The following is a 12,757-nucleotide window of genomic DNA, read 5'->3' as shown; positions in this document are numbered from 1 at the left end:
ACAGTAGTAGGCCGCACCTGCGATCGGCGATCGCATTTCTCCTGCGTTCAGGCCGGGCATCGCCCGTCAAGGGCGCTGAGGACGGCGTCGATGAACACCTGTGACGACGGCTCGTCGGCATGCGCCACACCGGCGAATTCGGCCCTGCACCACACACCGGCGATGACGTCGTTACGCGTGTCGTCCAGCGAGCTCGCCAGCAACGTGTACGTGACCGGATCCGGCGTGGGGTCGCCGCTGTTGAGCTGGGTGATGAAGCTGTTGGTGGGGCACATCTGCCCGCCTTGCCCGGCCGGCAGCAGGCACGCGGGCCAGTAGCCGAGCTGCCCGGTGCCCATCGAGATGTAGCTGAGCGTCTTGCCGGCGCCGCCGAGGAATTTCAGGTAGTGGCGCGCGGACAGCCCGCCCATGCTGTGCCCGACGATGCTGACCTTGCTGCCGTCGTGTTCTTGCCGCGCCTGCTCCACGAGGCCGCTGATGGCTTGGGCGTTGGCGACGTTCTCCTCGCCGGGCAGGTCGATCGCGTACGTCGGATACCCGGCTTGCTCCAAGGCCGTCTGCATCTGGGCGAACTCGGTGGGGGATCCGTTCCAGCCGTGCACCAGGACGACCGGCTCCCGCTGCGCCCCCTGGGCCGGCGAACCGGTGCAGACCCCGGCCAGCAAGGCCACAGCGATGATCAGTAATGGCCGGATGCGGTGTGGGCTCGGCGACATCGTCGCACCTCGCTCTTCGTCCGAGGGTGGTTCACTTACTAAGTACTCGGTAAGTGAATGGGTTAGGTTTAACACCGTGACCACCAGCAGGCAAGTACCTGGCAGACAGGAACGCGCTCGCCAGCGGCGAGAAGAGATCATCACGGCGGCCGGCGAGATGTTCGCCCGCAGCGGTTACCGCGGCACCTCGCTCGCCGACGTCGCAGCCCGGGCCGGCATCACCGAACCCGGGCTCCTGCACCACTTCGGCAACAAGGCGGGCCTGCTGCTGGCGGTGATCGAGCGGCGCGACCTGGACAGCGAGGCCTTCGCGCTGGAACTGCTCGGCATGGAACCCTCCGGGCGGCTACGGGCCCTGCCGGAGTTCGCGCGCCGCAACAAGCAGCGGGCCGGACTGGCCAAACTGTTCACCGTACTGGTGGCGGAGAGCCTCGAACCGGGCTCGCCGGGCCATGAGCACTTCGTCGACCGCTATCGCTCGATGCGCGCCATCGTCGCCGACAACATCCGCTCCGCCCAGGCCGCCGGTCTCGCCCGCCTGGACGTCGACCCGATGGTCAAGGCCATCGAAATCCTCGCCACCCTCGACGGCCTGCAGACCCAGTGGCTGCTCGACCCCGACGCCGTCGACATCGTCGCCACCGTCGAGTCCTACGCCCGCACCCTGGAACGCGACCTCACCTGCAGCCTGCCTTAGGCGGCCAGGCTGACGCGGTCGATGAGGAGTACGTGTCGGTAAACACGGAACTGTCGCCATAGAGGCGACTTCGGTACCCAGGTGATCACGCCTCGCATGGCGGCCGCCGCTGCCGCGGGCCTCGTTCTCGCCGCCTGCGCCGAGGAGTCCGCGGGTGTTCGGCCGGCATCCACCGGCGTCCCACCGTCCACCGCGAGCGCTTCGCCATCGGCCGCCCCGTCGTGGGCCGCGCCGTCCACCTGCTCGGAGACGAAGGCACGACCGCTCACGATCTCCGGACCTCGGGAGGTCGGGGCGGGCGGTCACACCGACGTCAACACCGTGGACTTCGGACGGCTCCACGGGAAGCCAAACCTGCGGACCGGCGCGCCGCTCGGCTCCCTCCCCGGCCCCACCTGCCCGCCGACCCCGACCTGCGCGAACCGGCCGACGTAGACGAGGTAGCGGCCCTGCGACCTCGGGACCTTTGGCCGTGTCCGTCGCGCACTGCAGCGGCAGTCGCGGTCGCCTCGTCCGCTCTCACCGTGGTTGTGGTGGTACTGATCGCATGATATCCATAGATTGAATAAACGTTTAATCAATGGATGGTGTGATGGCCAAGACACGGCGGGAGCAAGCGGAATGGCGGCGCGAGAAGCTGCTGGACGCGGCGCTTGACGTCTTCGCGGACAAGGGTGTGGACGGTGCGTCCGTCAAGGACCTCGCGCAGGCGGCAGGCGTGACGCCCGGGCTCCTCTATCACTACTTCGACAGCAAGGATGCGCTGGTCCACGCCCTGCTGGCCGAGCGGGGGTTTCTGCCGCAGCTACGCGAGCTGCTGGCCCTCGACACCGGCGGCCGGGCCGCTGCCGAGGTGCTGACCGAGCTGCTGGGCGCCTTCGACCAGCTGCTGGCCGACAACGCCCGGTTGGTGGCGCTGTTCTTCAGCGCCGGCCAAGCCCGCACTGCGCTGGGCGAACTGGCCGCCGAGGGACAGTTGCTGATCGGCGACTTCCTCGCCGCCCGCGTCGCGGCCGGCGAGCTGCGCCCGCATGACACCCGCACAGCCGCGACGGCACTGTTCGCGACCGTCGCCATCGGCCGTACGACCGGATCGCCTGTCGACGTGGCCGGGCTGGTCGAGCTGCTGTACCCCATCGAGTTCGACCTCCGGAAGAAGTGACCGAGAATGCGTACAGAATCCGTGCGGTGCTGCGTGGTCGGCGGCGGTCCGGCCGGCATCATGCTGGGCCTGCTGCTGGCCCGCCAGGGCGTCGAGGTGATCGTGCTGGAGAAGCACGCGGACTTCCTGAGGGACTTCCGCGGCGACACCGTGCATCCCTCCACGCTCGAGCTCATCGCCGAACTCGGCTGGGTCGAGGAGTTCCTGGAGCTGCCGCACGCCAAGATGCGCGAGGTCACGGTCAGCATCGGCGGCAAGGCGGTCACCTTCGCCGACTTCAGCCGTTTGAAGGTGCGCTGCCCCTACATCGCGTTCCTGCCGCAGTGGGACGTGCTGGACTTCCTGGCGGCCAAGGCTGCGGCGTACCCGGGGTTCCGGCTGCTGCGCGGCGCGGAGGTGACCGAGCTGGTGAGCGAGGACGGGCGGACCGTCGGTGTGCGAGCCGACACCGCGGAAGGACCGCTGGAGGTGCGGGCCGAACTGGTGGTGGCCGCCGACGGCCGTCACTCCACCGTCCGCGCTCAGGCCGGGCTCGTCCCGGCTGCCGCCTCCGCGCCCATGGACGTACTGTGGTTACGCCTGCCCCGGCACCCGCCCGACGAAGTGCCGTTCTTCCAGGGCGGGCAGGGCGCACTGATCTCCATCGACCGTGGCGACTACTGGCAGCTGGCCTATGCCATCCCCACCTCCGCCTATCCTGAGTTGCGCGCCGGCGGGCTGCCCGCGTTCGGTGAGCGGATCGCGACACTGGCACCCGCCCTGCGCGACCGCGTGGCCCTGATCGACAGCTGGGATGAGGTGCACCAGCTCACCGTCAGAGTCGACCGGCTACGGCGCTGGCACCTGCCCGGGCTGCTGCTCATCGGCGACGCCGCCCATGCGATGTCACCGGCGGGCGGCGTCGGCATCAACCTCGCCGTCCAGGACGCGGTGGCCACAGCCAACCTGCTCGGCCCGGTCTTGCTCCGCGGCGCACCGAACGACAGCGACCTGGCCAAGGTACAGGCCCGCAGGCAACTGCCGACCAGGGTGACCCAGGCCTTCCAGCTGGGCATCCTGCGCGACCTCTACCCGAAGCACCTGGCCGACGACACGGCCGCGCACGTGCCGCCCATCTTCACCGTCTTCCGCGCGCTGCCACCGCTGCGCCACCTCATGGGCCGCTTCATCGGCTTGGGTGTCCGACCTGAGCACGTCCGCACCTCGTAGCGACCTGCCGCGCCCCCTCCGCAAACGTCCGCCGAGTAGTCCCGATGCGGGGCTACTCGGCGGGAAGCCCGCCGTTGAGGATTGCCGGGCCGTACTGCGCATGGGGCCTTCCCGCGACGAACGCCCAGTAGCGGTCGGCGGCGTGGCGTTGACCTCCGTGCCCATCGGCAGTTCGGTCCTGTCCTCGGTGCAGAGCGTGACGTCGACCGCTCCGCCGGCCACGTGCGGCGCCACCTCGGGCGGTGAGACATACTTGGCCGCTCCGAGGGGGCGGCCGGCATCCTGGACACGGCCAGGTCTCCCGGCTGGCAGTCGAGTACTTCGTCCAGCCGTACGCGGATGAACGGCTCGGCCATCAGATGGTGGCCTCGACCTCTTCGAGAAGCGCCAACCGCGCCGAGCAAGCCCGTGGCGAGTGAGCCGATGATCAGGATCCAGCCGAGGCGGCGCAGGTGGGCGGCGGTGACGGCGGAGGACAGCGCTCTGTCTCCCGATCTGGCCCGGCGCACCGCGCGGACGACGGTGAACAGGGCGAGCAGCATGGTCGCGACGCCCGGTGCCCACAGGAGCAGATAGAGCAGGGCGACGAGCGGCGCGGATCCCTGCGGGCTGACCTGGACGTCGGCGGTCGCGTGGGAGATCGCGGCATCGGGCGCCGCCATGCCCGCGACCGGCACGTCGTACAGGTGCAGTGGGACGCCGAGGCCGTTGGCGCCGCCGACGGAGGCGATCAAGACGGTGGAGACCAGCAGCCACAGCGCGCCCAGGCAGCTGAGGATCAGGCAGAAGGTCAGCAGGATTTCGAGTCGGTTGAGCCACTTCGCAGTCATAACGGTAGTCGTTATGTCTACTTGGAGGCTCTCCTCCAAAGGCGCGCGACCACCAGCACCAACCCCACCGCCGCAGCCGTCACCAGCCAGATCATGAAGGTCGGATAGAGGTAGCCCACCTGGATCCACATGATGTCGCTGCCTCGGGCGAGCACCCGGAAGATCGGCGCGATCACCGTGCACAGGGCGAGCGGCAGTAGATACGGCAGCAGTCGCCACCGCTGCCGGCCCGTCCGGCGGGCGGCCCAGCGCCGGGAGCGGGCCACGCCGCGTGCCGCCAGTGCGACGGTCGCCAGGGTCAGCAGTGTGAACACCAGGTCGGTGGCCAGGAAGGGTGAGGAGGGCGCGGCCGGTTGTCGCCCCTCGATCAGGGCGACCAGGCCGTCCATGAGGGCGGCGCTGTCGGCGAAGGCCATGCCGGTGTTGGCCATGACCGCCACGCCGTATCCGGAGCCGGGTATCAGGAGTTGCTGGGCCGTGGAGGTGAACAGGTCGCCGCCATGCCGTACGACCGGAGTGCCGCGCTCGGTCTTGCCGAGCTCCCAGCCGAGGGCGTACTCCGGGTTCTGGGCGGAGGGTGTGCGCATCTCCTTGACGCTCGCGGGAGACAGGATGCCGGTGTTCTGGGCGATCAGCCAGCGGGCCATGTCGTTCGCGCTGCTGAGCACGCCGCCGGAGCCGTTGCCGAACCCGGGCGGCTCCGGTACGGCGATCGCCTGGCCGAGGATGTAGAGGTGGCCCCGAGCGCTGCCGGGCAGGTCCCGGTCGGTGTCGATCGTGGTGCTGTGGCGCAGGCCGAGCGGCGTGAACACGTGGGCCTGGAGATAGGCCGCGAACGGCTCGCCGCTCACCACCTCGACCAGCCGGGCGGCGACCTGGTAGTTGGTGTTGTGGTAGCTGAAGGCGGTCCCCGGCGCCGTGGCGAGCCGCGCGTCTCTGAGGCGTCTCACCGCACCCTGGAGCGAGCCGGGCTGGGGCAGGCTTTTCTCGTGGAACGCCGAGTCGGCCATGCCCGAGGTCTGGTTGAGCAACTGGCGCACGGTGATGCCGGCCGCCCGGGGATCGGCAAGCTGGAACTCGGGCAGGTAACCATGTACTGGTTTGTCCAGCTCGACCTGGCCTTTCTCCACCAGTTGCAGGACGGCCAGTGAGGTGAAGGACTTGCTGACCGACGCGAGCGCCATGGGCGTGTCGGCGGTCATGGGATCGCCTGTCGCGGTCCGGCCGTAGCCTGCGGCGTGAATGACCTCCTTTCCCTTGGTGACCGCCACCGCCACACCCGGCAGCCCGGTCGCTTCACGGTACTGGGCGATATATCCGTCGATCGTCGCCGGGGTGGGAGCGGGGCCGCCAGGCGCGGGGAGTACGGCCAGGCAGAGCGCAGCGAGGGTGTTCAAGAGCACGGGTCAACGCTAGGCACCGCGCCGCGCCGGCACATTGCGGAAAGCCCTCAACCTGCACTGCGGAAAACCGCCATCAGATCCCCCTGACCTCGCCGTCCTTGCCCGGTTCGGCGAAGGCGAGCAGCCCGGCCGCCTCGTCCCTGATCTCCCGAGCCCGCGCCGGCGACACCGGCCCGAACATCTCGACGCTCACCACCCGCTTGTCCCGCTTCCACACCCCCTGCACGAACCCGTCGACCAGGACCGTCCCGAGCACCTGCCCGTTGACGGTGATGACCCGCTTGCGGTGCTCGTCGGAGATGATCCGGGTCCGGTCGGCATGGCTGAGCAGCACGTTGTCGAACGGCGCCAGCAGCCGCACCGGCACGTCCACGTCCGGGCCGGGCCGTGGCGCCTCCGGCAGGTCGAACAGCCCCCTGTCCAGCTCCACCAGCCGCGGGCGCAGCCGTTCGACCACCTCGCGCAGCCCGGTCAGCCCCGACCACGCTTGTACGTCGGCCACGGTGGCGGGCCCGAAGGCGGCCAGGTAGCGCACCACCAGGTCCTCCAGCGACGGCGAGGGGTGCAGCTCGCGGCCCAGCCACGACTCCGCGGTCGCGTACGCGGTCTGCCCCGCCTTGCCCCACACCGCCCTGGGCGGCACCTGCACCAGCGGCGCCAGGATGCGCATGACCTGTGCCAGGTCGGCCGCGGCCGTGCCGGGGAAGCGCCCGGCCAGCAGCGTTCCGAGCTTGGCCGCGGTCAGCGGTCCATCGGTCAGTGCCGCGCGGCCCGCCTCGACGACCGCCGCCAGGTCCAGGCCCGCGAGCTGCGCGCCGTACGCGCTGTGCAGGTATCTGGTGAGCGGCGGCTGCGTCAGCGGCCGCAACGTCAGGCAGTCGGCGGCGCTGACCAGATGGACGGTGCCGCGCATGAGCACGATCCTGACCACCTCGCGCCCGGTCAGCAGCCCCGCCAGCTCCTCGGGCCGGAACCCCTCCAGCCGCGACCAGAGCCCGAAGTACGGCGGGAACGGCGCCTGCGCCTGCAACCCGACCAACCGCTCCACCGCCTGTAAGGCGGGCATCGCGTGCCGCTGAAGCAGGAGTTGCCTGGCCAGCGTGGCCCGGTTGAGCTCTCTGGCAGTGATCATCGGTCCATCCCGTCGAGGAGGTGGCCCAGGCCGCGGCTGTCGTGGGACACCAGGCGACAATACGGTGTTCCGGCACCGGATCAACGCTCTAGTACTGGAACCGCTACCTGGTCTTCACGGCCGACGGCCGGGTTCGCGAGGCGGCCGAGCCGGTGTGGGATCGCTGAGGAACTCCCGCAGGAGCGGGGCCAGCGCCTGCGGGTCCACGTCGTGCGTCTGGCCCATCAGTGTGCGATGCCGCCCCTCCGGAAGCGCGTCGGCCAGGCGGCTCGCCATGGCGCGCAGCCACGCCGGGCTCGCGCCGCCGTCGGCCACCAGGGCGGGCACGCCCACCTTGGCCACCAGCTCGACGGGCAGCGCGCTGCCCGTCGAAGCGTTGCCCATGACGGCCGCGTCGTAGGCGAGGGTGGGCGCCAGCGCCTCGAATGCGGGCCACATCGGCGCGTTCCGCATCTGGCCGATCAACTCCGCCGGCAGCCCCACCATCGTCATGAACAGCTCGACCGCGTCCCCACGCCGCCCCGCCGCCAGCAGTTCGCCCAGCTTGGCCGCATAGGCGCGGGCCTGCGCCGGCCGCTCCTCGTCGTCGGGGCTGTAGGGCGGCTCGAACAGCGCCAGCCTGGTGATCGCCGCCCCCTGGGCCGCCGCGTGGAGCGCCAGCGCCGCGCCCGAGGACATGCCGTACACCGACGCGGACCCGCCGGCCTCGGCGATGACCGCCGCCAGGTCCTCCACCTCGCGTTCGACCTGGTACGGCGCCGTGTCGCCGCTGTCTCCACGGCCGCGCCGGTCATAGGTGAAGACGGTGAAGTACGGCGCCAGCAGCGCGGCCAGCGGCGCACCCGTCGAGCGGTCGCACAGCGCGCCGGTCACGTGGATCAGCGCCGGGCCGCTGCCCGATCGGTCGTAGGCGATGTGGGTGCCGTCGGCTGAGAGCACGGTGTGCATGAGGGTCCTTCTTTCCGTTGCCGGTCATCTCACTGCACCGACGAACGGGGCGGGCCAGAACGGACACCCACCGGCAGGCACATGCTCGACCCCCCAGGATCGTCAGGTGACCTCGGCGAGCCGTCCGGCCAGGTAGCGGCGTTCGGAGTCGTTGGCGGCGAGGGTGAGCGCCTGCCGGTAGGCGTCGGCCGCCTCGCCGTCGCGCCCCATGCGGCGCAGCAGGTCGGCGCGCGTCGCCGGCAGCAGGTGGTAGCCGTCCAGCTCGCCCGACTCCGCCAAGGCGTCCACCAGCGCCAGCCCGGCCGGCGGCCCCTCGGCCATGCCCACGGCCACCGCCCGGTTGAGGTGTACCACCGGTGAGGGGACCAGCAGCGCGAGCCGGTCGTACAGGGCGACGATCTGCGCCCAGTCGGTGTCGGCGGCCTTGGCCGCGCTCGCGTGGCAGGCCGCGATGGCCGCCTGCACCTGGTACGCGCCGGGACGGCCCTCGAGCAGCGCCCGCTCGAGGATCTCGGTGCCCTCCGCGATCTCGCCGGGGTCCCAGCGGGTGCGATCCTGGTGTTCGAGGGTCACCAGCACGCCGGAGGCGTCCACCCGGGTGGCTCGCCGGGCGTCGTGCAGCAGCATCAGCGCCAGCAGCCCCCGTATCTCCGGCTCGCCGGGCATCAGCGCCGCCAGGACCCTGGCCAGGCGGATCGCCTCACCGCACAGGTTCCGTCGTACCAGGTCGGCGCCCTCGCTGGCTGCGTACCCCTCGTTGAACAGCAGGTACAGCACGCCCAGCACGGCCGTCGTACGCTCGGGCAGCAGGTGGGCGGGCGGCACCCGGTAGGGGATGCCCGCGTTGCGGATCTTCGTCTTGGCCCTGACCAGGCGCCTGGACATCGTCTGCTCCGTGACCAGGAACGCCCGCGCGATCTCGGCCGTCGTCAGCCCCGCCAGTGTCCGCAGCGTCAGCGCGACCTGCGCCTCCAGGCCGAGCGCGGGATGGCAGCAGGTGAACATCAACCGCAGCCGGTCATCGCCCACCCCGTTCTCGTCGCCGCCCTCCTCGCTGTCGGGGGCGTCGAGCACCGCCAGGCGCCGCAGCTTCTCGGCCCCGACGGCCTCGCGGCGCAGCCGGTCGAGCGCGCGGTTGCGGGCCGTCGTGGTCAGCCACGCGCCCGGCCGCCGTGGCACCCCGTCGCGCGGCCAGCGTTCCAGCGCGGCGGCGAACGCGTCCTGCGCGCACTCCTCGGCCAGGTCCCAGTCGCCGGTCATCCGGATGAGCGTGGCGACGACCTGCCCCCACTCCGCCCGGAACGCGGTCGCGACCGCCGCGGCGACCTGGTCCGTCACGGTTGCCAGACCGGCCTGATCTCGATCTGTCCCACGCGCGCCCACGGATGGGCGGCGGCCAGCTCGATGGCCTCGTCGAGGTCGGCGCAGTCGATCACGCTGAACCCGCCGATCTGATCCTTGGTCTCGGCGAACGGCCCGTCGGTCAGCAGCACCTCGTCACGCCGTACGCGCAAGGTGGTCGCGTCGCTGCTGGGCCGCAGTCCCGTCGCGCCCCGCAGGATCCCGCGGCGCTCCATGTCCTCGGTCCAGCCGCCGCACCCGACCATGTCCGGATCCTGGCCGGCGACCGTCTCGTCGGAGACGTCGCTGCACAGCATCAGCACGTAACGCATCGGTCCTCCTCGTCATCGGGCCCGCCGCTCTCAGTCTGCCAGTGGCCCGCAGGTGATGGTGATCGGCTAACGCCCGGGGCCCGGCAGGACGCGTTCGACCACGTCGGTGACCAGATCGTGGATCTGGCTCTCGGGAAAGACGTCGGGCAGCGTGAGCCGTTCCAGGATCAGCCAGTTCAGCGCAAGGTAGAGCAGGACCACCGTGGTCGCGTCACCGGGCAGGCCGGACTGCGTGTGGTAGCTGATGTTGGCGTCGACGTCGGCGCGGATGCGCTCGGTGAGCAGGCGGCGCAGCTCCGGGCGGCGGGTGGCCTCCAGCCGGAGTTCCAGCAGGGCCAGGAAGCCGGAGCGGAAGTGGCTGACGCGCTCCACCAGCTCATGCATGAGCTCGGTGACCCGGTCGCGGTCGCGCGGCCCTTCCAGCGCGGCGGCCACCCTGCCCGCCTCGGGCTCCAGCCGTTCGTAGAAGCGGTGGCCGACCTGGGTGAACAGGTCGTCGCGGTTGTTGAAGTAGTTGGAGGCCGTGCCGTTGGGCACCTGCGCCTCGACGTCCACGGCACGGAAGGTCAGCCCGCGCGCTCCCTCGCGGGCCAGCACCTCGATGGCCGCGTCGAGGAGTGCCGCCCGTCGTGCCGGGTTCTGCCGCATCGCATCTCTCCCGAATCAGAATTCAAACCACTCTAATCATAGTACTATGTTGGAGATACGTGAATTCCGTTCACCTGAATTCGAGCACGGCAGCCGGATATAACGAGGAACGTGACTCGCATTCCTTCGCCGTCGACGGATCCCGCGTGGTTCGTCGCCCGGCTTCATCCCGGCGACGAGCGGGGGGTGGCGGCGGCCGCCGCCGTCGTCAACGCCGCTCTCGGCCATGGCGTGCTCACCGTCGGCTGGCTCCTGCGGCACATGCGCGATGACCAGACGGTGCAGTTCCTGGCGGCCTTCCCGCCGGGATCGATGACGCCGGTGGGGGCGGCCCTGGCCCGGGTGGTCGACGACGAGGGATATCGCGCGTTCATCGCCCCGATGCCGGACGGAACCCTCTCCCCCGCGCCGCCGTCGGCCGACGGACGCCGGGTCGGCATCCTGAGCGCCATGGCCGTGGTGCCGTCGATGCGCCGTGGCGGCCTCGGCACCGCCCTTGCCGTCCAGCGCACGGCCTGGCTGAGGGAGCGGTGTACCGAGGCGTACGCCATGGTGTGGCTGCGCGACCGTCCGGCATGCGGCGACGGCGTGCTGAAGACCGCCGGGTGGGAGCCGGTGGCCACCGTCCGCCGATACTGGGAACAGGCTTCAGTCGCGGGCGACTGCCACTGCCACCGGTGCGGCTCGCCCTGCCACTGCGACGGCCTGCTGATGCGCCTGCCCTGCACACCGACCGGCGACGAGGGCGTCCGGCCCGCGAGCACGGCTACTCGCTGGTTGAGTGCCGCTGGGGCGTAGTCAGGGCGTCAGCACGACGCGCTGGCCGGGGGCGGCCGGGGTGTTCCATGCCTGCTCGACCTGGTCCAGCGGCACGGGCAGGGGGTCCACGGCCAGGCTGCCGGAGGCGATCTCCTCGGCGAGGGACGGCAGTTCGGCGAGGATGCCGGCGGTGGTCACGGAGCCCTGGCCGCTGCCCATGATGGTCAGGTTCGCGGCGCGTAGCAGGAACGAGGGCAGGGTGATGTCCTGGCCGGCCATGGAGCCGATCTGAACCCAGGCCAGGGCCTTCGAACGGTCGGCGCGGGCGGTCAGCAGCGCGCGCATGGCCTGCTCGGTGGGTCGGCCCCACAGATAGTCGATGACGACGTCGACGTCCGCGGCCGCCCGCCCGAGCCGGTCGGCGACGTCGTCATCGTCACTGTCCAGACTGACCACCTCGTCGGCTCCGAGGCTCTTCAGCAGATCGAGGCGTCGCGGGTCGCGGCCGGCGCCGACCACCCGGGCGGCACCGAGGTGTTTGGCGATCTGTACGGCGAGTTGTCCGGCGTTGCCGGTGGCACCCATGACCAGGACGGAGCCACCGGGCTGGAAGGAGACACGGCGGCGCAGCGCGACCCAGGAGGACATGCCGGGGTTCATGGCTGCGGCCACTGCGGCCGGGTCGGTGCCGGGCGGCAGGGTGATGGCCCGGCGGCGGTCGACGACGGCTTGCTCGGCCATGGTGCCCAGCGCGGTGTCAGGGGCGACGAAGTAAAGCAGCTCGCCCTCTGGGGTGCGCCCGACCGCGTCGACGCCGGGGATCATCGGCAGGGTGCCGTCGGAGGTGTAGTGGCTGCCGTCGGCGGCCGAGCGTACCCGCGGGTGCAGGCCCGCCGCCAGAACGTCGACCAGGATCTCGTGCTCTCCCGAGGCGGTGGGGGTCGGGAAGGTGTCGAAGCGGGGCGGGGTGTCGAAGGAGCGGACGACTGCGGCGTGCATGGGGGTTCTCCCGGGGGTGAAGATCTGGTTTGTGGCACGTACTACTTTTGAATGTAGTTTGTGGCACGTACTAGGTCAAGTAAGCTGGTCCCATGACCACCGACTCCACCCCGGCAGGGCTCACCGACGACCAGCCCCTGAACACGGTGGACGCCCTGGTGCAGCTGTCCTTCCTGACCCAGGGCATCATGTCCGCCGTCGGTGCCGAGTACGATCTGTCGATCATCCAGATCAGGCTGCTGGGCATCCTGCGCGACCGGCAGGCCGGCATGCTCGAACTCGGCGGCCACCTCGGCCTGGACAAATCCTCCATGACCGGCCTGGTCGGCCGCGCCGAGAAGCGCGGCCTGGTCCAGCGCTCGCCCTCGCCTCACGATGGCCGCGCCGTCCTGGTCTCGCTCACTCCTCTCGGCAGGCAGCTCACCGAACGTGGCGCCGCCGAGATGAGCCGCCGCATCACCGGGCTCATCGAGCGCCGCCTCACCGCCGCCCAGCGCACCCAGCTCACCGAGCTCGCCACCGCCCTCGTACGCGCGCAGCCCCTCACCTAGTTGCATATGTATCGCTATTGCGGGATAAAT

14 protein-coding genes are annotated in these 12,757 nt (G+C 70.7%); 6 read left to right on the top strand and 8 right to left on the bottom strand.

Going from position 1 to position 12,757, the window contains the following annotated elements; all coding sequences use genetic code 11:
• Positions 1–47: 47 nt before the first annotated feature.
• Complete coding sequence (locus KLK06_RS05680; RefSeq protein WP_214634230.1) at positions 48–716, bottom strand: triacylglycerol lipase; 669 nt, start codon at positions 714–716, stop codon at positions 48–50.
• A gap of 76 nt (positions 717–792) precedes the next feature.
• Between KLK06_RS05680 and KLK06_RS05675 the strand changes: the two genes are divergently transcribed.
• From KLK06_RS05675 to KLK06_RS05660, 4 genes are all read left to right on the top strand, one after another.
• The gene (locus KLK06_RS05675) at positions 793–1,413 is read left to right on the top strand and encodes a TetR/AcrR family transcriptional regulator (protein WP_214634229.1); all 621 of its coding nucleotides are present in this window, start codon (positions 793–795) and stop codon (positions 1,411–1,413) included.
• 81 nt (positions 1,414–1,494) lie between these two features.
• On the top strand, positions 1,495–1,848 hold the full coding sequence (locus tag KLK06_RS05670) for a hypothetical protein (RefSeq protein ID WP_214634228.1): 354 nt from the start codon (positions 1,495–1,497) through the stop codon (positions 1,846–1,848).
• A 157-nt stretch (positions 1,849–2,005) separates the two neighbouring features.
• Positions 2,006–2,575 carry a TetR/AcrR family transcriptional regulator gene (locus KLK06_RS05665; RefSeq protein WP_214634227.1) on the top strand — a complete coding sequence of 190 codons (570 nt, stop codon included), beginning with the start codon at positions 2,006–2,008 and terminating at the stop codon, positions 2,573–2,575.
• Positions 2,576–2,581: 6 nt separating this feature from the next.
• Positions 2,582–3,784, top strand: coding sequence for an FAD-dependent oxidoreductase (locus KLK06_RS05660; protein ID WP_214634226.1), 1,203 nt, complete (start codon positions 2,582–2,584; stop codon positions 3,782–3,784).
• Between the two features lie 847 nt (positions 3,785–4,631).
• On the opposite strand, the gene KLK06_RS05655 is transcribed toward KLK06_RS05660, so the two are convergent.
• The 6 genes from KLK06_RS05655 to KLK06_RS05630 form a co-directional block, all read right to left on the bottom strand.
• Entirely contained in the window at positions 4,632–6,017 is a 1,386-nt protein-coding gene (locus tag KLK06_RS05655; protein WP_214634225.1) for a serine hydrolase, read from the bottom strand.
• 73 nt (positions 6,018–6,090) lie between these two features.
• Complete coding sequence (locus KLK06_RS05650) at positions 6,091–7,149, bottom strand: winged helix DNA-binding domain-containing protein (RefSeq protein ID WP_214634224.1); 1,059 nt, start codon at positions 7,147–7,149, stop codon at positions 6,091–6,093.
• Positions 7,150–7,263: 114 nt separating this feature from the next.
• Positions 7,264–8,097: an alpha/beta fold hydrolase gene (locus KLK06_RS05645; RefSeq protein WP_214634223.1), complete on the bottom strand. Its 834-nt coding sequence runs from the start codon at positions 8,095–8,097 to the stop codon at positions 7,264–7,266.
• Positions 8,098–8,199: 102 nt separating this feature from the next.
• The gene (locus KLK06_RS05640; protein WP_308168111.1) at positions 8,200–9,435 is read right to left on the bottom strand and encodes an RNA polymerase sigma factor; all 1,236 of its coding nucleotides are present in this window, start codon (positions 9,433–9,435) and stop codon (positions 8,200–8,202) included.
• A complete protein-coding gene (locus KLK06_RS05635) occupies positions 9,432–9,770 on the bottom strand; it encodes a YciI family protein (RefSeq protein WP_214634222.1) in 339 nt (112 codons plus the stop codon). Before KLK06_RS05635 ends, KLK06_RS05640 begins: the two co-directional genes overlap by 4 nt.
• Before the next feature lie 66 nt (positions 9,771–9,836).
• On the bottom strand, positions 9,837–10,418 hold the full coding sequence (locus tag KLK06_RS05630; RefSeq protein WP_214634221.1) for a TetR/AcrR family transcriptional regulator: 582 nt from the start codon (positions 10,416–10,418) through the stop codon (positions 9,837–9,839).
• A 111-nt stretch (positions 10,419–10,529) separates the two neighbouring features.
• On the opposite strand from KLK06_RS05630, the gene KLK06_RS05625 reads away from it, so the two are divergent.
• On the top strand, positions 10,530–11,216 hold the full coding sequence (locus tag KLK06_RS05625) for a hypothetical protein (protein ID WP_214634220.1): 687 nt from the start codon (positions 10,530–10,532) through the stop codon (positions 11,214–11,216).
• On the opposite strand, the gene KLK06_RS05620 is transcribed toward KLK06_RS05625, so the two are convergent.
• Complete coding sequence (locus KLK06_RS05620; protein ID WP_214634219.1) at positions 11,217–12,176, bottom strand: zinc-binding alcohol dehydrogenase family protein; 960 nt, start codon at positions 12,174–12,176, stop codon at positions 11,217–11,219. It abuts the gene before it with no gap.
• A gap of 92 nt (positions 12,177–12,268) precedes the next feature.
• On the opposite strand from KLK06_RS05620, the gene KLK06_RS05615 reads away from it, so the two are divergent.
• A complete protein-coding gene (locus KLK06_RS05615; protein ID WP_214634218.1) occupies positions 12,269–12,727 on the top strand; it encodes a MarR family winged helix-turn-helix transcriptional regulator in 459 nt (152 codons plus the stop codon).
• The last annotated feature ends 30 nt before the right edge of the window (positions 12,728–12,757 follow it).

The sequence above is a fragment of the Nonomuraea sp. NEAU-A123 genome, from assembly GCF_018603905.1.
Lineage (GTDB): Bacteria > Actinomycetota > Actinomycetes > Streptosporangiales > Streptosporangiaceae > Nonomuraea.
The sequence above is the reverse complement of the archived record's forward strand: the minus strand, read 5'-3'. Positions and strand labels throughout refer to the sequence as shown.

Coding starts and splice junctions, on each gene's coding strand:
- KLK06_RS05645 (WP_214634223.1), bottom strand. CDS start 8,097: ATGCACACCGTGCTCTCAGCCGACGGCACCCACATCGCCTACGACCGA.
- KLK06_RS05650 (WP_214634224.1), bottom strand. CDS start 7,149: ATGATCACTGCCAGAGAGCTCAACCGGGCCACGCTGGCCAGGCAACTC.
- KLK06_RS05635 (WP_214634222.1), bottom strand. CDS start 9,770: ATGCGTTACGTGCTGATGCTGTGCAGCGACGTCTCCGACGAGACGGTC.
- KLK06_RS05680 (WP_214634230.1), bottom strand. CDS start 716: ATGTCGCCGAGCCCACACCGCATCCGGCCATTACTGATCATCGCTGTG.
- KLK06_RS05660 (WP_214634226.1), top strand. CDS start 2,582: ATGCGTACAGAATCCGTGCGGTGCTGCGTGGTCGGCGGCGGTCCGGCC.
- KLK06_RS05665 (WP_214634227.1), top strand. CDS start 2,006: ATGGCCAAGACACGGCGGGAGCAAGCGGAATGGCGGCGCGAGAAGCTG.
- KLK06_RS05620 (WP_214634219.1), bottom strand. CDS start 12,176: ATGCACGCCGCAGTCGTCCGCTCCTTCGACACCCCGCCCCGCTTCGAC.
- KLK06_RS05630 (WP_214634221.1), bottom strand. CDS start 10,418: ATGCGGCAGAACCCGGCACGACGGGCGGCACTCCTCGACGCGGCCATC.
- KLK06_RS05615 (WP_214634218.1), top strand. CDS start 12,269: ATGACCACCGACTCCACCCCGGCAGGGCTCACCGACGACCAGCCCCTG.